Below are 19721 nucleotides of genomic sequence, written 5' to 3' on the forward strand. Positions count from 1 at the left end.
CATGAAGGCTGTCGTGATGGCCGGGGGATTCGGGACGAGGATGCGCCCGCTGACGGAGAAGCTGCCCAAGCCGATGGCGTACGTGGCCAACCGCCCCATGATGGAGCACGTGGTCCGCCTGCTCGCCAAGGGGGGGATCCAGGACCTGGAGGTCCTGCTCTATTTCTACCCGGAGAAGATCACCTCCTACTTCGGCGACGGCTCCCGGTGGGGGGTGAGGATCAACTACATCGGCGCGGAGGCGGATTACGGAACCGCCGGGGCGGTCAAGAACGCCGAGGAGCTCCTGGACGGCACCTTCCTCGTCATCAGCGCCGACATCCTCACGGACTTCGACCTCTCCAAGGCGTTCGAGTTCCACCGGGAGCGCAAGGCGGCCGCCACGATCGTCCTCACCCGGGTGCCCAATCCTCTCCAGTACGGGATCGTCCTGACGGACGAAGACGGCCGGATCGTCCGGTTCCTGGAGAAACCGTCCTGGGGGGAGGTCTTCTCCGACACGATCAATACGGGAATCTACATCTTCGAGCCCGAAGTGCTCTCCCTGATCCCGGAGAAGAAGAACTTCGACTTCAGCAAGAACCTCTTCCCGGCGATGCTCTCCCGGGGGGACCGCCTGCTGGGGTACATCGCGGAAGGGTACTGGAAGGACGTGGGGAACCTCTCCGAGTACCTGAACGTGCACCTGGACATCCTGGCGGGGAAGGCGGCAATCGAGTTCGAGGGGAAGAGGGCCGGCACCGGGAACGTCTGGATCGGCGAAGACACGCACATCGAATACACCGCCGAGCTGAAAAACGTCGTTCTCGGAAAAAACTGCGCCATTTATGGCGAGGCCGTCGTGGAAAACTCCGTGCTCGGGGACGGGTGCATCGTGGAGGACGGCACCGTCATCCAGTCGTCGGTGGTGTGGCCGCGAACCACAATCCACAAGGGCGCGCGGCTCCTCGAGAACATCATCGGATCGGACTGCGAGATCCGGGGCCACGCCTTCCTCGCCGAGCGCGCGGTCATCGGCGACCATTGCCGCATCGGCACCGGGGCGGTGGTCAAGGCGAACGTGAAGGTCTGGCCCCACAAGGTGGTCGAGGACGGCGCCGTCCTCTCTTCCTCGCTCATCTGGGGAGAGAAGTGGGCGCGCTCCCTGTTCGGCGCCTACGGCATCTACGGCCTGGCCAACCTGGAGATCTCGCCCGAGTTTGCCGCCAAGCTGGGCGCCGCCTACGCGGCGACGTTCGGCAAAAAGGTGGTCCTCTCCACCAGCCGGGACAGCCACAAGGCCTCCCGGATGATCAACCGGGCCATCATGACCGGGATGCTCTCGGTGGGCGTCGACGTCCATGATTTCGGGGTGACTCCGCTGCCCGTGGTGCGGTTCCTCGCCCGGGGTCACCGGGATGAGCGCGGAGGGGTCCACACCCGCAAGAGCCCCTTCAATCCCAAGTTCATCGATATCAAGTTTTTCGACGATACCGGCCTCGACCTTTCGATGGCGCTGGAGAAGAACATCGAGTCGCTCTTCTTTCGGGAGGATTTCGTTCGAGCCGACATCGAGGAGACGGGGCAGATCACCTTCCCCGTCGGAGGGTTCGAAACCTACGTTGACGGCTTCCTGAAATCCGTCGATACAAAGGCGATCCGCGGACGCGGGTTCAACATCGTGATCGATTACTCCTACGGCGCCTCCGCCCTGATCTACCCCCGCATCCTGGGGCGGCTCGGGGTCGAGACGGTGGCACTGAACGCCATGCTGGACCCGGAAAAGATCACCAGGACGCAGGAGGAGTTCGACAAGGGGCTCCATCACCTGTCCGCCATCGCGCGGTCCCTTTCGGCCAACTTCGGCGTGATGATCGACACGGGCGGAGAGAAAATCTTCCTGATCGACGAGAAGGGGGACGTCCTCTCCGACTGGGTGGCCCTCCAGATCTTCTGCCTCCTGGTCTGCCGGCAGAACCGGAAGGGGTTGGTGGGAGTGCCGGTGACCGCCTCCCGCAACATCGAAAAGATCGCGGCGAGGTTCGGAATGGCCGTCGTCCGCAGCCGGACCCTGCCGCGCTCCCTCGTGGAAACGGCCGCGCGGGAGGGGGTGGAGTTCGTCGGCGACGGCAACGGCGGGTACGTCTTCCCCCGATTCCAGCCCGCGTTCGACGGGATGTTCGGGATCGTCAAGCTGATGGAGCTTCTGGCGGGCGAGGAGCGCGCGCTCTCCGACGTCCTCCGGGAGATTCCCCCGACGGTGTTCGTCCAGAAGAAAATCCCCTGCGCCTGGGAACACAAGGGGGCCCTGATGCGCGTTCTGGCGACCCACGCCAAGGGGAAGCCCAGCCAGTTCATCGACGGCGTGAAGATCTTCCACGGCGAGGACTGGGTACTATTCTACCCCAGCCAGGACGAGGCCTACTTCCACCTGTGCGTCGAAGCGGAGGATCGGCGGAACGCCGAGGGTCTCTTGGTGCACTACACGGACCTCTTCTCCTCGTGGAGCAAAGGGCTTTGAACAAAGGGCAGACGGTACGCGTTCACGTCATGGAGGTGGGACCGCTTGCGGTGAGCTGCTACATCGTCGAGCATGTTTCCACCCGCAAGGCGGTGGTGATCGACCCGGGGGACGACGGCGAGGCGATCCTCGGGGAGATCGGGAGGCTGGGACTGGAAGTGGACAAGATCCTGCTCACGCACGGCCACTTCGACCACGTGGGAGCGGTCGGGCTCCTCCGCAAAAAATCGGGTGCGAAGGTCCACCTCCACCCCGACGACGTCGAGCGGATGAAGACCGCCCGGCGCCAGGGGCTGATGTTCGGCCTGTTGATACCGAACACCCCATCGCCGGACGTTCTCGTGGGGGAGGGAGATCGAGTCCCGTTTGCAGACCGGGAGTTCCGCGTGTCGCACACTCCCGGGCACACGCCGGGCTGTGTATCCTACATCATGGAAAGCGAGAAAATGGCGTTCGTCGGGGACCTGATCTTCGCCGGGTCGATCGGCAGGACCGACCTGCCCGGGGGAGACTACGACGCGCTGATCCGGGCGGTGCGGGAGAAGATCTTCGTCCTCCCCGACGATACCGTACTGTTCCCGGGGCACGGACCGGCCACCACGGTCGGCGGGGAGAAGCGGTCCAATCCATTTTTCACGGGGGGCGGGTAGATGGGCATCTTCTCCGGCAGGGAGGTGGTCCTGGGGGTGACGGGCGGAATCGCCGCCTACAAGGCGTGCGAGATCGTCCGGGAGCTCCGGAAGGAGTCGGCGAACGTCCACGTGATCCTCACCGCTTCGGGGGCCCAGTTCATCACGCCGCTGACCCTGCAGACCCTGGCCAGGAACCCGGTGGTGACGGATCTGTTCAACCTCATCTCCGAGTCGGAGATCGGGCACATCTCCCTCGCGCAACGGGCCCACCTGCTGCTGATCGCCCCGGCGACGGCGAACATCCTCGGGAAGATCCGAAACGGGATCGCGGACGACATGCTTTCGACGGTCGTGATGGCGACGACGGCGCCGGTGCTGATCGCCCCGGCGATGAACTCGCAGATGTACGCCTCCGCGGCGGTGCAGGAAAACCTTTCGGTTCTTTCGGCGCGGGGTTTCCACTTCGTGGAGCCGGACGAAGGCGAGCTCGCCTGCGGGACGGTGGGACCCGGGCGGCTTGCGGACGTCGGGAAGATCCTCGAAATGGCCCGGATCCTCCTGTCGGAGAAGCCCCTGGCGGGGAAGAGGGTGGTCGTGAGCGCCGGCCCGACGGCAGAGCCCCTGGATCCGATCCGCTTTCTCTCGAACCGGGCCTCGGGCAAGATGGGATTCGCGATGGCCCGCGCCGCGCGCCGTCTCGGGGCGCAGGTGACGCTGGTGTCCGGCCCGACGGCCCTGCCCGACCCCCTTTTCCTGACGACCGTCCGCGTCCGGACGGCGGAGGAGATGTTTTCCGCCGTCTCCCGCGCGGCCGAGGATGCCGAAGCCGTCGTGATGTGCGCGGCGGTCGCCGATTTCAAGGCCAAGAGGTCCGCGCCCGGCAAGATCAAGAAGGAGAGCTTCGACTACCGCGTGGAGCTTTCTCCCACGGTGGACATCCTGGAGTGCCTGGGAAAGAAAAAGGGGAACCGGGTCCTGGTCGGGTTCGCGGCGGAAACCGACGACCTCGCGCGGAACGCGCGGGAAAAGATGCGGCGGAAGAACCTGGACGCGATCGTGGCAAACGACGTTTCGCGGACCGACATCGGCTTCGAGTCAGACGACAACGAGGTCCGGATTTTCTTCCCGGACGGCGAGGTCCGGGAACTTCCGCTGACCACCAAGGACGGAATCGCGGTGGGGGTCTGGCTGGCGCTCAACGGGAAGCTGTTCCGCCGATGACGAGACGCCCCTCGCCGAAAATGGTCGCCGCCTACCTGCGGGAGATCGGGATCGACTACATCCTCGTTCCGCCACCTGCCGAAAGGCCGGCATCCGCCGCGAAATCCGCCGCTGCAACGGTTACGGGCACCGAGGCGGGGGAAACCTTGGAAGAGATCCGGAAGGAGCTTCTTTCGTGCCGCGGGTGCCCGCTGTGCAACGGGCGAAGGACCGTCGTCTTCGGAGTGGGCAATCCCCTTGCCCGGTTGATGTTCGTCGGCGAGGGACCCGGGGAGGAAGAAGACCGGCAGGGCGAGCCGTTCGTCGGGGCCGCCGGGAGGCGGCTCAACCAGTGGATCGCCCGCCTGGGCCTCCGGCGCGAGGACGTCTACATCGCCAACATCGTCAAATGCCGGCCGCCGGGGAACCGGGCCCCCTTCCCGGAGGAGGCCGCTTCCTGCCTGCCGTACCTCAAGCGGCAGATCCGGGCGATCCGGCCGGAGGCGGTCTGCACGCTGGGTGCCGTCGCCCTGCAGTACCTGCTGGGCACGAACGAGAAGATTACGCGGGTGCGCGGGAAGTGGCGGGAGGTCGACGGCATCCCGGTGCTGCCCACGTATCATCCGGCATTCATTCTTCGCAACCAGACCCGGGAAACGGAGGCGTTCGCCGATTTCGACCTCCTCGCGGAGCGACTCCATCTCAAGTGATATGGGCGCGCCGCTGCCGATCGTGGGGGTGAGCCGGAAGGGGGAGGAGCGGCTTCGCTCCGGCCACCTCTGGGTCTTCGGGGACGACCTCCGCGACCTTCCGCGGGAGCTGCCGCCCGGATCCTGGGTGCGGGTCCTCTCCCGGGCGGGAGAACCCCTCGGGACGGGAACCTTGAATCTTGCCAGCCGCATCGCGCTGCGGGTCGTCTCCCGCGGGGTGGTGAGCCCGGGGAAGGCGTTCTTCCGCGAGCGGCTCGAGGAGGCGTGGAGGAGGCGGACCGAGGCGGGGCTGGGGGGAGAGCGCGCCCTCCGTCTAGTGTATTCGGAGGGGGATTTCCTCCCCGGCCTGATCGTCGACCGGTACGGCTCCATTCTGAGCGTCCAGATCCTGACGGCGGGGATGGAGGCCGCACGAGAGGATATCGTCGAATCGCTCGCGGAGAGGTTCCCCTGCCGTCTCCTCCATGAACGCTCCGAAGGGGGCGGCAGGAAGCGGGAGGGGCTTCCTGAAAGCAAGGGGCCGTTGCGCGGCGGGGGCGAACCCCGGGAGGAAGTGGAAATGGACGGCCTGCTGTTCCTCGTCGACGTGGAAACCGGGCCCAAGACGGGGTTCTTCCTGGACCAGCGGGAGAACCGCCGGATCGTTCGGGACCTCTCCCGGGGGAAACAGGTGTTCGACGGGTTCTGCTCGACCGGGGCCTTCGGGCTTTATAGTCTCGCGGGAGGGGCCGGGAGCGTCCTTGCGATCGACTCCTCCGGTCCCGCCGTGTCCGCCGCGAGGGAAAACGCCGCGCGGAACGGGTTCACCGCGCGCTGGGAGGGGAAGGCGGCCGATCTCTTCACGGAACTGCGCGAACTGTCCGTGTCCGGACGGCGGTTCGACCTCGTCGTCCTGGACCCGCCCTCTTTCGCCAAGTCCCGGGAAGGCCGGGAGGGAGCGATGCGAGGATACCGGGACATCAACCGTCTGGGGCTCTCCGTTCTTGCACCGGGAGGGATCCTCGCGACGGCTTCTTGCACCCAGCGGGTCGATATGGCGAAATGGAAGGAGGCACTGAGGGCGGCCGCCGCCGATGCGCGGGTGGACCTGCAACTGCTGGTCACAGGCGGGCAGCCTCCCGACCACCCGGTCCTGCTCGGGGTGCCGGAAACCGAGTACCTGAAATTCGCCGTCTATCGGAAGAGGTCGTCGTGACGCTGCGGTCTGCCCGACAGGGGATCCTTTTCGTGCTCCTCCTTCTCGTCGCCGTCCTTCCCGCGCGCGCCGTCTCCGCGGAAGCGCCCCACGGAGCGGTGATCGCGACGATCGCCACCTCCATCAACCCCGTCACCGCCGATTATCTGTCTTCCGTCATCGAAAAGGCGGAAGAAGCGGGAGCCGCCCTGATCGTCCTGGAGCTGGACACCCCCGGCGGCCTCGACAGCGCGATGCGGCAGATGGTCCAGGAGATCATCAGGACCCGGATCCCCGTGGTCGTCTACGTCTCGCCATCGGGCGCCCGCGCGGCCTCCGCCGGGGTTCTCATCACCCTTGCGTCGGACGTCGCCGCCATGGCACCCGGCACGAACATCGGTGCGGCCCACCCGGTGAGCATCGGGGGCGGCGGGATGGACAACACCATGACGAGAAAAGTGGAGAACGACGCCGCCGCGTACGCCCGGTCCCTGGCGGAGAAGAAAGGGCGCAACGCGGACTGGGCGGAGAGCGCCGTCCGGGAGAGCACCTCCCTCACGGAAAGGGAGGCCCTCGAGAAGCACGTCATCGACCTGGTCGCGCCGTCGCTTGGCGACCTGCTTTCCAGGTTGGACGGGAAGGAGATCCGCAAGGGGGAGGAGGCGATCGTCCTGAGCACGAAGGGGATCCAGGTGACCCGGGTCCCCATGGGGATCCGCCATCGCATCCTGTCCTCGCTGGCCGACCCCAACATCGCCTACATCCTGATGATGATCGGCATCTACGGGATCTTCTTCGAGCTCTCCAACCCCGGCGCCGTCTTCCCGGGGATCGTCGGCGGAATCTCCCTGATCCTGGGGTTCTACTCCCTGCAGACGCTCTCGGCCAACTACGCCGGATTCCTCCTCATCGCACTGGCGATCCTCCTCTTCATCCTGGAGGTCAAGGTACACTCTTACGGCGCACTGACGATCGGGGGAATCGTATCGATGCTCCTGGGGAGCCTGATGCTCTTCCGCGCCTCCGCGGATCCGTACCTGCGGATTTCGTGGGGGGTGCTGCTGTCGATGGTCGGAGCCTCGGTGGTCTTTTTCACGACGGTCATCACGCTGGCGGTGCGAAGCCAGTTGCGCAGGCCCGTCACGGGAGCGGAGGGGATGATCGGGGAAACCGGGGAGGCGATGGAGGACTTCGCGGGAGAAGGCAAGGTGTTCGTCCTCGGGGAGTGGTGGAACGCCCGGTGCGGCGTCTCCCTGAGGAAGGGAGAAAAGGTGACCGTCGTCGGCCGGGAGGGGATGACGCTCCTCGTCGAGCCCAGGAATACGCGCAGCTGAAAGGGATTCCTCGGAGAATCCCGGAAGGAGGGAATGGAATGGTTCCTTACTTAGCGCTGGTGATCATCGCGATCCTGTTCCTGTACAGCGCCATCAAGATCCTCAACGAGTACGAGCGGGGGGTGATCTTCCGGCTGGGCCGTGTCATCGGGGCCAAGGGGCCGGGGCTCATCCTGCTTATCCCCGTCATCGACAAGATGGTCCGGGTGGACCTGCGCGTCGTGGCGATGGACGTTCCCGCGCAGGATGTGATCACGCGGGACAACGTCACGATCAAGGTGAGCGCCGTGTTGTACTTCCGCGTCCTGGACCCCAACCGGGCGATCATCAGCGTCGAAAACTACCTGTACGCCACCTCCCAGCTGGCGCAGACGACCCTCCGGTCGGTGTGCGGGCAGGCCGAGCTGGACGACCTCCTCTCCGAGCGCGAGAAGATCAACGCGCACCTCCAGGAGATCCTCGACAAGGACACGGAGCCGTGGGGCGTCAAGGTCGCGAAGGTGGAAATCAAGAACATCGACCTGCCGCAGGAGATGCAACGCGCCATCGCCAAGCAGGCCGAGGCCGAGCGGGAGCGGCGCGCCAAGGTCATCGGCGCCGAGGGGGAGTTCCAGGCGGCGCAGAAGCTCGCGGACGCGGCGCAGATCATCGGTGCCCAACCGATTGCACTGCAACTGCGCTTCCTGCAGACGCTCCGGGAAGTGGCGTCCGAGAACAACTCGACCACCATCTTCCCGGTTCCGATCGACCTGTTCACCCCCTTCATGGAGGTCGCGAAGGCCATGAAAGCCACCCTCCCGCCGGCCGGCGACCGTCCCCCGCAGGGGGGAGCGTAAAACCGACGTCGATGGGGAGGAGCCGCCGTTCATCGGGGAGCGACGTGGTCGCGCCGGCTCACGCTCACACGATGCCAGGTGTCACTGCGCCGGCCGCCTCGGGGCCTGCCGCGCTCGCCGTCGCTCGCGCTTTTCCTCCCTATCCGGTCGGCGGCCCCTCGGAGCTCGAACCCTCCCCCCGTAACCGTAGGGTCGGGCTCTCGCTCCTTCTCTTTTCCGTTGGGGTCGCTTTCCTTTTCGGAGGGTGCGCCGGCGCGCCGCCGCGTGCGAAGCTGCCTCCCGCCCCCCCGCCGGCAGTCCCCCCTCCGCCGGTTCCACGGCCGCAGGCGCCGCTCCCGTACGTTCACACGGAGTCCGCGTCCGTACGCCCCGTGCGCGTTCTTCTGGGAGGGACGCAAAAGGAGCTTTCGGTCACGGGGGAATCGATCCGGGCCTGGAGCTTCGCCGGAGCCCTGGTGGCCGAGGGAAACGGGGCGGTGAACCTTTCCGTACGCGGCGAGAAGATCCTGTGGAGCGGATGGAAAACGCTTTCCTCGCCGATCGACATCGCCTCGCCTTCCGGTTTGCGGCTCGGCGGGAAACAGCTCGTCGGAAGGATCCGGGTTTCGGCCCACAAGGGTCAGCTGCTGGCCGTGGCGGTCGTCCCGTTGGAGGAGTACGTCACGGCGGTCGTCAGCCGGGAAGCCCCCCCGTCCTTCCATCCGGAGGCGCTCTCCGCCCTGGCGGTGGCGGTGCGGACCTACGTCCTGATGGCGATGGAGAAGCCGCGCGATCCCACCCACGATGTCGCCGCAGGGGTGGAAGATCAGGTCTTCGAGGGAATGGACAACGTCGCGGAGGTCTTCCGGAAGGCGGCCGGCTCGACGAGAGGCGAGGTCCTCGCCTTTCAGGGGGCTCTCGCGCGCGCGGCGTATCATTCCACCTGCGGGGGAAGGACCGAAACCGCGAAGGGCGCCTGGGGGACCGACGTGCCGTATCTGCAATCCATTACGTGCGATGACTGCCGGGACAGCCCCGCGTTCCGTTGGGATTACCGGATGACGGCGAAAGAGGGGAAGCGGATTGCGCATTCGCTGGGAGTGAGAGCGATCGACGACCTGAGGATCGAAGTCGCGGGGCGCACCTCCACGGGCCGCGCGCTCCGTGTGCGGCTTTCCTCGGGAAGGGTTTCCCGGGAGGTTTCCGCCGCCGTATTCCGGCGGGAGGCCGGTTACGCCCGTGTCAAAAGCCTGAAGATGGAAATCGTTCCGGTAGGGAACGGGTGGGTGTTCGCGGGGCAGGGGTACGGCCACGGCGTGGGAATGTGCCAGTGGGGGGCCGACGGCATGGCCAAGAGCGGGAAGGCGTACCGGGAGATCCTGACGCGTTATTACCCGGAGACCGCTCTTGCCCGGAGCTCCCCCTGAGGACCGCGGATCTCGATTACCCGCTGCCGCAGGACCGGATCGCCCAGGTCCCGGCGGAAAGGCGACGCGACGCGCGCCTGATGGCGGTGTGCAGGGAAACGGGGGAGATTCGCCACCTGCGGTTCCCGGACCTCGTCGGTCTCCTGCGCCGGGGCGATCTCCTCGTGCTGAACGACACGAAGGTGATCCGGGGCCGCCTGCGCGCGAGAAAGGCGACCGGGGCGGCGGTCGAGATCTTCCTGCTTGCCCCCCTCGATGGGCGGGAGCCCGGAGGAGAAACGTGGGAAGCCCTGGCCCGGCCGTCGAACCGGCTCAAGGAAGGAATGCACTTCCGGGTGGGAGGGGATCTCTCCGTCCTGCTCTTGCGCCGGTTGGGGGAAGGGCGGTGGTCGGTGCGTCTTTCCGCCCGCGGGTCCGTCCACGAGGTCCTTGAGCGTACGGGGGAGGTCCCCCTCCCGCCCTATATCCGAAGAAGGGCGGGGGATCCTCTGCTTTCGACGGACGCAGAGCGGTACCAGACGGTGTACGCGCGGCGCCCGGGCTCCGTCGCGGCGCCCACCGCGGGGCTGCACTTCGATGGGAAAATGCTCGCGGAAATCGCCGGCGTCGGCGTGTCGACGGCCACGGTGACCCTGTCGATCGGGTACGGGACGTTCTCCACGATCCGCGCCGCGGACGTGGAGCACCACGAGATCCACCCGGAGGAGTACCGCCTGGGGAGCGAGACGGCGGCCGCGGTCGCCGCGGCGAGGAACGGCGGGGGAAGAGTCGTGGCGGTGGGGACGACGAGCGTCCGGACCCTGGAGTCGTGCGCGGGACCGGACGGACGGGTCGCGCCGTCCGAAAGTACGACGCGTCTGTTCATCACACCCGGGTACCGGTTCCGCGCCGTCGATGTCCTCCTGACCAATTTCCACCTCCCCCGGTCGAGCCTGCTGGCGCTCGTGATGGCGTTCGGCGGCGTGGAGCTGATCCGGGAGGCCTACCGGAAGGCGGTTTCGGAGCGGTACCGGTTTTTCAGCTACGGCGACGCCATGCTCGTTTTTTAGGGACCGCTCCGGTTTTTAGGAGTCACGATTGCCGATTTCCTTTACCGTGACCGCCCGCGATCCCGGGACAGCCGCCCGGACCGGGACGGTTTCGAGCGAGCACGGAACGTTTTCCACGCCGGCGTTCCTGCCGGTGGGAACCGCGGCCGCGGTCAAGGGGGTATGGCCCGGCCAGCTGACGGAAATGGGGTATGGGTGCGTCCTGTCCAACACCTATCACCTGTACCTGCGGCCAGGGCACGAACGGGTCCGGCGGCTGGGCGGACTGCACCGGTTCATGGGATGGGATGCCTCCCTCCTGACCGACAGCGGGGGGTACCAGGTGTTTTCCTTGAGCTCCCTGCGAAAGGTGACGGACGACGCGGTGACCTTCCGGTCCCACATCGACGGCTCGCTTCATGTCCTGTCGCCGGAGCTCGCCGTTTCGGCGCAGGAGGCGCTGGGGTCGGATATCCGGATGGTCCTGGACGAATGCGTCGAGTACCCGGCGGGGCGCCGCGAGGTGGAGGAAGCGGTGCGGCGGACGACCGGGTGGGCGCGCAGGAGCCTTGTCGCCAACCGCCGCGAGGAGGGAGGGTTGTTCGGGATCGTCCAAGGCGGGATGTTCCCGGACCTGCGAAAACGCAGCGTGGAGGAGATCTGCTCGCTGGATTTCCCCGGCTACGCCATCGGTGGGGTGAGCGTCGGAGAAGGGAAGGAGCTCCAGCGGGAAATGGTGGCCCTCGCCGCCCCGCTTTTGCCCGCGGAGAAACCGAGGTATCTGATGGGCGTGGGGACGCCGGCCGACATCCTCTTTGCCGTCTCCTGCGGTGTGGACCTGTTCGACTGCGTACTGCCCACCCGCAACGCACGCAACGGGATGCTGTTCACTTCGGCGGGACCGCTCGTCATCAAGCAGGCGCGCTACGCCGAAGACCCCCTCCCTCCCGACGGGAAGTGCGGCTGCCCGACCTGCCGCTCCTTCTCCCGGGCCTATCTGCGCCATCTCTACCTGCAGAAGGAGATCCTGTCCTCGATGCTTTTAACCGTACACAACCTGCACTTCTACGCCCGGTGGATGGAGAGGATCCGCCAGGCAATTTTGGTTGGAAATTTCGGGGAATTTATGAAAGAATCACACGGTTCCGGCAACGATTAGTCCCTCGCGGAGGTCACGATGATGCTCGTACTCGGTGTTGCGTACGCAATGGGATCGAAGGGCGTGGGAGGAGGCGGTGGAATCGAGGTCCTCGCCCTGCCCTTGCTCTTTTTCGGGATCTTCTACCTTCTGGTCTTCCGCCCCCAGCAGAAGCAGGCGAAGAAGCAGCGCGAGTTCCTGCAGAACATCAAGGTCGGAGACCGCGTGGTGACGAGCGGCGGACTGCACGGAGAGATCACGGGGCTGACCGACACGACGATCACCCTGGAGATCGCCGACAGGGTGCGCGTCAAGGTGACCCGTTCCGCGGTGACGGGAAAGAGCCAGGAGGCGGCGGCCCCGGAAGCCAAGACGGCCAAGGGGTAGGTATCAGGACGAAAGGAGCGATTCAAGGGAGATGTGGAAGAGCATCCGGTGGAGGACCACGCTCATCGCCGTGTTGACCGCGGTCTCCATCGCGGCCGTGCTGCCGAGCCTGACGGACAACCTGCCGGACACCTGGAAGAAGATGCCCAAGATCCACCTGGGGCTGGACCTCCAGGGCGGGGTTTTCCTCCGGCTGGCCGTGGAGATCGAAAAGGCCATCGAGAACACGACGCTGCGGTACGCCGACGACGCGCGCGCGATCTGCCGGGAGAAGGGGATCCCCGTTCTGGGGTGGCAGAAGGAAGGATCGGACGGGTTCTCGCTCAAGTTCCCTCCCGGCGACTTCGCGGGACGGGCCATGACCGTGCTGAAGGACGAGCTGGGTTCCCTCGACTTCGCGCTCGGCGAGACGAAGCCCGAGGGCGCGACGATCATCGGCCGGATGAAGCCGGCCGAGGTCCAGGCGATCCGTGCGAACGCCGTGGGGCAGGGCGTCGAGACGATCCGAAACCGCATCGACCAGTTCGGGGTGCGCGAGCCGCAGATCGTGGCGGAAGGCGAGGACCGCATCGTCGTCCAGCTCCCGGGGGTCAAGGACCAGCAGCGCGCCATCGAGCTGGTGGGCAAGACCGCGCTCCTCGAATTCAAGCTGGTGGACGAAGGGGCGAGCGTCGAAGAAGCGCTGAAGGGGAATATCCCCGAGGACGACGAGATCCTCTACCAGAGAGCCGTGGACCCGCAGACCGGGCGGACCAGCAAGACGCCCCTGCTGGTGAAGAAACGGGCCGTATTGACCGGGGACACGATCAAGACGGCCAAGGTGAACTTCGGATCGCAGCGCGGGGGGGGCGCCTACGTTTCGATCTCTTTCGACGCGCGGGGCACGAAGATCTTCGACCGGGTCACCGCCGAGAACGTGAAACGCCGGCTGGCGATCGTCCTCGACGGCACCGTCTATTCGGCCCCCGTCATCCAGGAGCGGATCTCCGGCGGAGAGGCGCAGATCACCGGCGACTTCACCGCCGAGCAGGCCTCCGACCTGGCGATCGTCCTGCGGGCGGGGTCGCTGCCCGCCCCCGTCAAGGTGATACAGAACGTCACCGTGGGCCCGTCGCTGGGGCTGGACTCCATCCAGAAAGGGGTGCGCGCGGCCCTCATCGGCGCATTCCTCGTGGTGGCCTTCATGGCGGTCTACTACCGCTTCGCGGGGCTGGTGGCCAACTTCGCCCTGATCTTCAACATCCTCTATCTGCTGGCAGGGATGGCGCTCCTGGAGGCGACCCTCACCCTTCCGGGAATCGCCGGCATCATCCTGGCCATCGGGATGGCGGTCGACTCCAACGTACTGATCTTCGAGCGCATCCGGGAGGAGATCCGGACGAAGAAGACGGTTCGGGCGTCGATCGACGCGGGCTACGAAAAAGCGTTCTGGACGGTGGTCGACTCCCACGTGACGACGCTCATCACCTCGATGATCCTGTTCCAGTTCGGGACCGGCCCGATCAAGGGGTTCGCCGTAACGCTCTCCATGGGCGTGGCGATCAATCTCTTCACGGCGCTCGTGTGCACCAAGGTGGTGTTCGACTACCTCAACGCCCGGCGGCCGATGCAGGCGCTGAGCATCTAGGAAGGACAGGGAAAGCCAGCAGCCATGATGGAGCTCATCAAAAACACCCGCATCGACTTCATGGGGATCAGGAAGTACGCGTTCGCCTTCTCGTGCGTGCTGGTTCTGCTCGGGCTGTTCGGCGTCGTCCAGATCTACCGGGGGCACGCCAACTTGGGGATCGACCTGGCGGGCGGTACCTCCATACAGCTGAAATTCGGGAAGCCCGTGTCGATGGACCGGATCCGCCAGCTGCTGGCGGGGGCGGGGCACGGGGAGGCGAACCTGCAGGAGGTCCCGGGGGAGAACATCCTGATCATCAAGGTGGGGGCGAGGGGCAAGGAGGAGAAGATGATCTCCGACCAGGTGGTGAACCTTCTCCGCCAGAAGTTCCCCGACAACCAGGGCACGGTGGAGAGCGTCGCCGAGATCGGGCCGGCGATCGGCAGGAAGCTTCGCTCGGACGCGATCCTGGCGCTGGCGGTATCCGCGCTGGCGATCATCGTGTACCTCGCGTGGCGGTTCGAGTTCAAGTTCGGCGTCGCCGCGGCGGTCGCAACGTTCCACGACGTGGCGGCCCTCGTGGGGATTTTCTACCTGCTCGGGAAGGAGATGGACCTCCTCTTCATCACGGCCCTCCTGACCATCGGCGGCTACTCGCTCACCGACACGGTCGTGGTCTTCGACCGGATCCGGGAGAACATCCGCCTGAGGAAGAAAAAGACCTTCTCCGAGACGATCAACCTGAGCGTGAACGAGGTCCTGAGCCGCACGATCGTCACCTCCCTGACGGTGTTCCTGACCTGCGTCGCGCTGCTCTTCTTCGGCGGCGTCGTCCTGAAAGAGTTTGCGCTGGCCCTCACGATCGGGGTGGTCGTGGGGACCTACTCTTCCATCTTCGTCGCCAGCCCGATCGTCGCGATCTGGCGGGGGGAGAAGATGGTCGAGGTGAAAAGGTAAGGGGTGGAGGAGCGAACCCGACGAGAGTGGGCGCTCCGGACCCCTGACCGATCGCTCGTCCGGGAGATCTGCGGTAAAACCGGGCTTTCTCCCACCGCGGCCAAGATCCTGGCCAACCGCGGGATCGCCGGCGACGGCGAGACCGACCGCTTCCTCTCCGGGACCCTGCGGGACATTTCTTCTCCCTGGTTGATGAAGGACCTCGAGAAAGCGGCGCTGCGCCTGATCGAGGCGGGCCGACGGAAGGAGCCGGTGCTGATCTACGCCGATTACGACGTGGACGGCGCAACCGGCGCCGCCTGCCTGTTCCTCTTCCTCCAGGAGGCCTTCCCCGGGCTCCCGGTGCGGATCCACCAGAATCACCGGGTCGTGGACGGCTACGGGCTGCGTCCCGAGCACCTGGACGCCGCCGCGGCCTCCGGGGTCAAGCTCGTCGTGACGGTCGACTGCGGCATTTCCGACATCGAGGCGATCGGGCGCGCGGCCGCGCGCGGGGTGGATGGGATCGTGACCGACCACCATCTCCCGGGCCCGGCGCTTCCTCCGGCGGTCGCCGTCCTCAATCCCAAGCGGCGCGATTGCGGGTTCCCGGAGAAGGATCTGGCCGGCGTGGGGGTGGTGTTCACGCTGCTGCGCGGCCTCCGCGCGCTGCTGCGCGGCGACGGATCGCACGCGGGAGAGGCGGACGCAGGCCTTCGCCGCTTTCTCGACCTCGTTGCGCTGGGCACCGTTGCGGATATGGTCCCCTTGCGGGGGGACAACCGCATCCTCGTGAAGGAGGGGATTCACGAGATCCGGGAGCATCCCCGCGCGGGAGTGACCGCCCTCCTGTCGGTGGCGGGCATCGATCCGGGAACGGCGAACGAGTCCGACCTGGGATTCCGGGTCGGACCGAGGCTGAATGCGGCCGGCAGGGTGGGGGAATCCCGCCGCAGCTCCGACATTCTGGTCACCGGCGACCGCGACGAAGCCTGTCGGATTGCCGCCGAGCTCAACGTCGACAACTCCCGCCGGCAGCGGGAGGAGGAGCGGATCCTGCGTTCCGCCGAGGCGGCTCTCCTTTCGGGCCCTCCCGCCTCCGGCCTGGGCGCCATCGTGCTGGCCGATCCGGACTGGCATCCCGGGGTGCTGGGGATCGTGGCCTCCAAGCTGGCGGAGAGGTTCTTCCGCCCCACGGTCCTCCTGCGGCTGGAAAACGCGGAGGCCAGGGGGTCCTGCCGCAGCGTCGACGGCTTCCCGTTGGTGGACGCCCTCGAGGAGCTGTCCGCCCTCCTCTTCCGCTACGGGGGGCACAGCCAGGCGGCGGGCCTTGCCCTCCCTGTGGAGAACCTGCCCGCGTTCCGCGAGGGGATGAACCGCATCGCCCGCGGTTACGCCTCGATGCGGGGGGGCGCTCCCGGCAAGCCGGTGGACGCGCAGGTCGGGCTCGGCGACCTCACCCCGGGATTCATGGAGGAGCTGGAGCGCATGCGCCCGTTCGGCATGGGGAACGAGGAGCCGGTCCTCCTCGCGCGAAGGCTCCGGGTCACGCGGAAAAAATCGTTCGGGGCCAGCGGGCAGCATCTAAAATTCGAGGTGGCGGACGACAACCGGAGGTTCGAGGTGGTGGCGTTCCACCACCCGGCGCTTTCCGTGGGGCCGGAGGGGTACGTGGACCTGCTGTTCACCCCCCAGAGGGTCTATTTCCGGGGGAACAGGAGCTTGCGCCTTCTCCTCCGCGACGTCCGCCCGTCGGGCGGAGACACTCCTCAACGAGGGACTTGATACAGGGATGTCCCCCAGGGGAATGTCCCCTGTGGGATGTCGCCCGCCATACGGGTGAGGGGGAGAGGGGAAGTGCTGGGCTGGGGGAAGATCCGAGACAAGCTCCGCGAGGCATTCTCGGGGGAGATGGACGAGAAGGCGCTGGCCGCAGGCTTCGCCGTGGGGGTCTTCTTCAGCTTCTCGCCGCTGGTTTCCCTTCACACCGTCCTGGCGCTCCTGGTGGCGTTGATCTTCCGGCTCAGCAAGATCGCTGCGGCCGCCGGCGTGTGGGTGAACAATCCCTACACGATGCCCTTCGTGTTCTACGGCTGTCTCCGGCTCGGCGAGTGGATGCTGGGCAGCGGCTTTCACCCGCTGGCGTGCGAGCGGTGGACGCTCGACGCCATCCTCCGGGCGGCCATGCCCTGCATCGCCCCGCTGATGCTGGGAACCACGGTCGTCGGGCTGATCGCCGCTGTGGTCGCTTACGGGATTGTCTATCGGATCGCCGTCAGGGTAAAATCTGCGCGGCGGAACACATAAGAACCCCGCGTTTTGCGGCGGGCCGCCGTCCGCAAAGGAGGACCTCCCGTGAAGCCTTACTCGGTCAGTTTCGGAGGGATCACCGACAAGTATTCCTCCTGGAAGAATTCGTCCTTCGCCGTCATCCCGTTCCCGATCGACCTGACGACCACCTACATGGGGGGCGCCCGCAACGGCCCCCGGGCGATCCTGGAGGCTTCCAGCCACATGGAGCTCTTCGACGAGGAGAACAAGATCGAGCCGTACCGGGCGGGGATCTTCACCTCCTCGGAATTCCCCCTGTTGACGTCCGGACCGCTCTCCATGCTGAAGCAGGTGGAGCGCAGGTTCCGCTCGGTCATCAAGGCCGGCAAGTTTCCCGTTCTCCTGGGCGGGGAGCATTCCGGGACCTGCGGCGCCGTGGCCGCGCTCCGGAAGAAATATGGGGAGCTGACGGTGCTCCAGTTCGACGCGCACGCGGACCTCAGGGACTCCTACCTCGGGACTCCCTGGAACCACGCCTGCGTCGGGCGGCGGATCGTGGACTCCGGCGCGAAGCTCGTCCAGGTGGGGATCCGCAGCATGTCGGAAGAGGAGGACCGCTTCCTGAAGAAGTCGGAGAGCGTGAAGACGTTCTATGCCTCGGAGCTCAGGGAGAGCCTGGGCGACGTCACCAAGGGAATCGTCAGCAGCCTTTCCGGCAACGTGTACATCACCTTCGACCTGGACGCCTTCGACCCGGGGATCATGCCTTCCGTGGGGACGCCGGAGCCGGGAGGCTTGAGCTGGTTCGAAGCCGTCGACATTCTCCGCGACGTCATGCTGTCCAACTGCAACATCGTCGGGTTCGACATCATGGAGCTGGCGCCGATCCCCGGGATGATCGCCCCGGATTTTCTCGTCGCCAAGCTGTGCTACCGCATGATGGGTTGGGTCCTCGCGAAGCGAGAGGAAAAATAGGGTCTGCCCCCGCAAAGGAGAATCCGCCGATGTTCGTGCCCTCGAAGATCTTCTTCACCAAGGGTGTCGGGCGACACCGGGAGCAGCTGACCTCGTTCGAGCTCGCCCTGCGGGACGCCGGGATCGAGAAATACAACCTGGTGCAGGTGTCGAGCATCTTCCCGCCCAAGTGCAGGATCATCAAGAAGGAGGAGGGCTTAAAGCTCCTCACGTCGGGGGAGATCGTGTTCGTCGTCATGAGCCGGTGCCAGAGCGACGAGCCTCGGAGGCTGATCGCCGCGTCGGTGGGATGCGCGCTTCCCTCCGACCGCGACGTGTACGGCTACCTGAGCGAGCACCACGCCTACGGACAGACCGAGAAAGTCGCCGGGGATTATTCCGAAGACCTCGCCGCCGCGATGCTCGCCTCGACGCTGGGCATCGAGTTCGACGAGGAAAAAAGCTGGGATGAGAAGAAAGAGGTGTGGAAGATCAGCGGGAAGATCTACCGGTCCTTCAACATCACCCAGTCGGCGATCGTGCGGGACGAGTACACGACCGTAATCGCGGCTGCCGTCCTGGTCATCTGATCCGTAAATGGGAGGCGGCATGAGAGGAGCGAAAATCCTGGGAACCGGCAGGGCGCTGCCCCCGCGGGTGGTGACCAACGCCGACCTGATGAAATGCATGGACACCACGGAGGAGTGGATCGTGCAGCGCACCGGGATCCGGGAGCGGCGTTTCGTCGACCCGGGGACCGGGACCGCCGACCTGGGGACCGAGGCCGCGCGTGCCGCCGTTGCCCGCGCCGGTCTTTCCCTCTCCGATATCGATTTCATCGTTTTTGCCACCGTCTCGCCGGATTACTTCTTCCCGGGCGGAGGGGTGTTCGTCCAGGAAAAGCTCGGGCTCCCCACGATTGGCGCCCTCGACGTCCGGACGCAGTGCACCGGTTTCCTCTACGGGATCTCGGTGGCCGAGGCCTACATCAAAGGCGGGTTCTTCAACCACGTCTTGGTCATCGGCTCCGAAGTCCAGAGCACGGGTCTGAATCTGAGCACCCCGGCGCGGGATGTCTCGGTCATCTTCGGGGACGGGGCCGGGGCTGCGGTCGTGGGGCCGGCCGAGGCGGGGAAGGGGATCCTCTCCTCCCACCTTCACGCGGAGGGGAAGTACGCAAAAGACTTGATGTGCGAGGGGCCTTCCTCCATCGAGCACCCGCGCTTAAGCCACGAGATGCTGGACGCCGGGCGCCACTTTCCGAGGATGAACGGACGGTATGTGTTCACCCACGCGGTGCGGAGGTTCCCCGAGGTGATCCGCGAGGCGCTCGCGGCGAACGGGGTGTCGATCGCGGACCTGTCCCTCGTCATCCCGCACCAGGCGAACCTGAGGATCACCCAGGCCGTGGCCGGTGCCCTGGAGGTCCCCGAGGGAATGGTCTACTCGAACATCGAGAAGTACGGGAACACCACCGCCGCCTCGATCCCCATCGCCCTCGACGAGTGCGTCGAGCAGGGGAGGATCCGGGAGGGGGACCTCGTGTGCCTCGCGGCCTTCGGATCGGGGTTCACCTGGGCCGCGACGCTGATCCGCTGGTAGCGTG

18 protein-coding genes are annotated in these 19721 nt (G+C 66.2%); all 18 read left to right on the plus strand.

What is annotated here, in order from left to right:
- Window position 1 precedes the first annotated feature (1 nt).
- Entirely contained in the window at window positions 2-2500 is a 2499-nt protein-coding gene (locus tag A2Z13_09785; GenBank protein ID OGP80904.1) for a nucleotidyltransferase, read from the plus strand.
- 29 nt (window positions 2501-2529) lie between these two features.
- Entirely contained in the window at window positions 2530-3150 is a 621-nt protein-coding gene (locus A2Z13_09790; GenBank protein OGP80940.1) for a hypothetical protein, read from the plus strand.
- Window positions 3151-4353, plus strand: coding sequence for a phosphopantothenoylcysteine decarboxylase (locus A2Z13_09795; GenBank protein ID OGP80905.1), 1203 nt, complete (start codon window positions 3151-3153; stop codon window positions 4351-4353).
- Window positions 4350-5042 carry a hypothetical protein gene (locus A2Z13_09800; protein ID OGP80906.1) on the plus strand — a complete coding sequence of 231 codons (693 nt, stop codon included), beginning with the start codon at window positions 4350-4352 and terminating at the stop codon, window positions 5040-5042. The genes A2Z13_09795 and A2Z13_09800 overlap by 4 nt, the downstream gene beginning before the upstream one ends.
- A 1-nt stretch (window position 5043) precedes the next feature.
- Window positions 5044-6237 carry a hypothetical protein gene (locus A2Z13_09805; GenBank protein OGP80907.1) on the plus strand — a complete coding sequence of 398 codons (1194 nt, stop codon included), beginning with the start codon at window positions 5044-5046 and terminating at the stop codon, window positions 6235-6237.
- A gap of 23 nt (window positions 6238-6260) precedes the next feature.
- Window positions 6261-7550 carry a serine protease gene (locus tag A2Z13_09810; protein OGP80941.1) on the plus strand — a complete coding sequence of 430 codons (1290 nt, stop codon included), beginning with the start codon at window positions 6261-6263 and terminating at the stop codon, window positions 7548-7550.
- 38 nt (window positions 7551-7588) lie between these two features.
- On the plus strand, window positions 7589-8386 hold the full coding sequence (locus A2Z13_09815) for a hypothetical protein (protein ID OGP80908.1): 798 nt from the start codon (window positions 7589-7591) through the stop codon (window positions 8384-8386).
- 371 nt (window positions 8387-8757) lie between these two features.
- Window positions 8758-9792, plus strand: coding sequence for a hypothetical protein (locus tag A2Z13_09820; protein ID OGP80909.1), 1035 nt, complete (start codon window positions 8758-8760; stop codon window positions 9790-9792).
- Window positions 9789-10841: a tRNA preQ1(34) S-adenosylmethionine ribosyltransferase-isomerase QueA gene (locus A2Z13_09825; protein OGP80942.1), complete on the plus strand. Its 1053-nt coding sequence runs from the start codon at window positions 9789-9791 to the stop codon at window positions 10839-10841. Before A2Z13_09820 ends, A2Z13_09825 begins: the two co-directional genes overlap by 4 nt.
- A gap of 28 nt (window positions 10842-10869) precedes the next feature.
- On the plus strand, window positions 10870-11979 hold the full coding sequence (locus A2Z13_09830; protein ID OGP80910.1) for a tRNA guanosine(34) transglycosylase Tgt: 1110 nt from the start codon (window positions 10870-10872) through the stop codon (window positions 11977-11979).
- Between the two features lie 18 nt (window positions 11980-11997).
- Entirely contained in the window at window positions 11998-12345 is a 348-nt protein-coding gene (locus A2Z13_09835; protein OGP80911.1) for a preprotein translocase subunit YajC, read from the plus strand.
- A gap of 31 nt (window positions 12346-12376) precedes the next feature.
- Window positions 12377-13972: a protein-export membrane protein SecD gene (locus tag A2Z13_09840; GenBank protein OGP80912.1), complete on the plus strand. Its 1596-nt coding sequence runs from the start codon at window positions 12377-12379 to the stop codon at window positions 13970-13972.
- Between the two features lie 27 nt (window positions 13973-13999).
- Entirely contained in the window at window positions 14000-14911 is a 912-nt protein-coding gene (locus A2Z13_09845) for a protein-export membrane protein SecF (GenBank protein ID OGP80943.1), read from the plus strand.
- A gap of 3 nt (window positions 14912-14914) precedes the next feature.
- Complete coding sequence (locus tag A2Z13_09850; GenBank protein ID OGP80913.1) at window positions 14915-16675, plus strand: single-stranded-DNA-specific exonuclease RecJ; 1761 nt, start codon at window positions 14915-14917, stop codon at window positions 16673-16675.
- A gap of 72 nt (window positions 16676-16747) precedes the next feature.
- On the plus strand, window positions 16748-17197 hold the full coding sequence (locus A2Z13_09855; GenBank protein ID OGP80914.1) for a hypothetical protein: 450 nt from the start codon (window positions 16748-16750) through the stop codon (window positions 17195-17197).
- Window positions 17198-17245: 48 nt separating this feature from the next.
- Entirely contained in the window at window positions 17246-18136 is an 891-nt protein-coding gene (locus tag A2Z13_09860; GenBank protein OGP80915.1) for an agmatinase, read from the plus strand.
- Window positions 18137-18165: 29 nt separating this feature from the next.
- On the plus strand, window positions 18166-18705 hold the full coding sequence (locus A2Z13_09865; protein OGP80916.1) for an arginine decarboxylase, pyruvoyl-dependent: 540 nt from the start codon (window positions 18166-18168) through the stop codon (window positions 18703-18705).
- Between the two features lie 19 nt (window positions 18706-18724).
- A complete protein-coding gene (locus A2Z13_09870) occupies window positions 18725-19717 on the plus strand; it encodes a 3-oxoacyl-ACP synthase (GenBank protein ID OGP80917.1) in 993 nt (330 codons plus the stop codon).
- Window positions 19718-19721: the final 4 nt, after the last annotated feature.

It is taken from the genome of Deltaproteobacteria bacterium RBG_16_64_85 (assembly GCA_001798885.1).
Taxonomy (GTDB): domain Bacteria; phylum Desulfobacterota; class Deferrimicrobia; order Deferrimicrobiales; family Deferrimicrobiaceae; genus FEB-35.

Bases quoted from the DNA above. Each gene is read 5' to 3' on its own strand.
- A2Z13_09785 (OGP80904.1), top strand. From the start codon at position 2: ATGAAGGCTGTCGTGATGGCCGGGGGATTCGGGACGAGGATGCGCCCG.
- A2Z13_09790 (OGP80940.1), top strand. From the start codon at position 2,530: ATGGAGGTGGGACCGCTTGCGGTGAGCTGCTACATCGTCGAGCATGTT.
- A2Z13_09795 (OGP80905.1), top strand. From the start codon at position 3,151: ATGGGCATCTTCTCCGGCAGGGAGGTGGTCCTGGGGGTGACGGGCGGA.
- A2Z13_09800 (OGP80906.1), top strand. From the start codon at position 4,350: ATGACGAGACGCCCCTCGCCGAAAATGGTCGCCGCCTACCTGCGGGAG.
- A2Z13_09805 (OGP80907.1), top strand. From the start codon at position 5,044: ATGGGCGCGCCGCTGCCGATCGTGGGGGTGAGCCGGAAGGGGGAGGAG.
- A2Z13_09815 (OGP80908.1), top strand. From the start codon at position 7,589: ATGGTTCCTTACTTAGCGCTGGTGATCATCGCGATCCTGTTCCTGTAC.
- A2Z13_09835 (OGP80911.1), top strand. From the start codon at position 11,998: ATGATGCTCGTACTCGGTGTTGCGTACGCAATGGGATCGAAGGGCGTG.
- A2Z13_09840 (OGP80912.1), top strand. From the start codon at position 12,377: ATGTGGAAGAGCATCCGGTGGAGGACCACGCTCATCGCCGTGTTGACC.
- A2Z13_09845 (OGP80943.1), top strand. From the start codon at position 14,000: ATGGAGCTCATCAAAAACACCCGCATCGACTTCATGGGGATCAGGAAG.
- A2Z13_09865 (OGP80916.1), top strand. From the start codon at position 18,166: ATGTTCGTGCCCTCGAAGATCTTCTTCACCAAGGGTGTCGGGCGACAC.
- A2Z13_09870 (OGP80917.1), top strand. From the start codon at position 18,725: ATGAGAGGAGCGAAAATCCTGGGAACCGGCAGGGCGCTGCCCCCGCGG.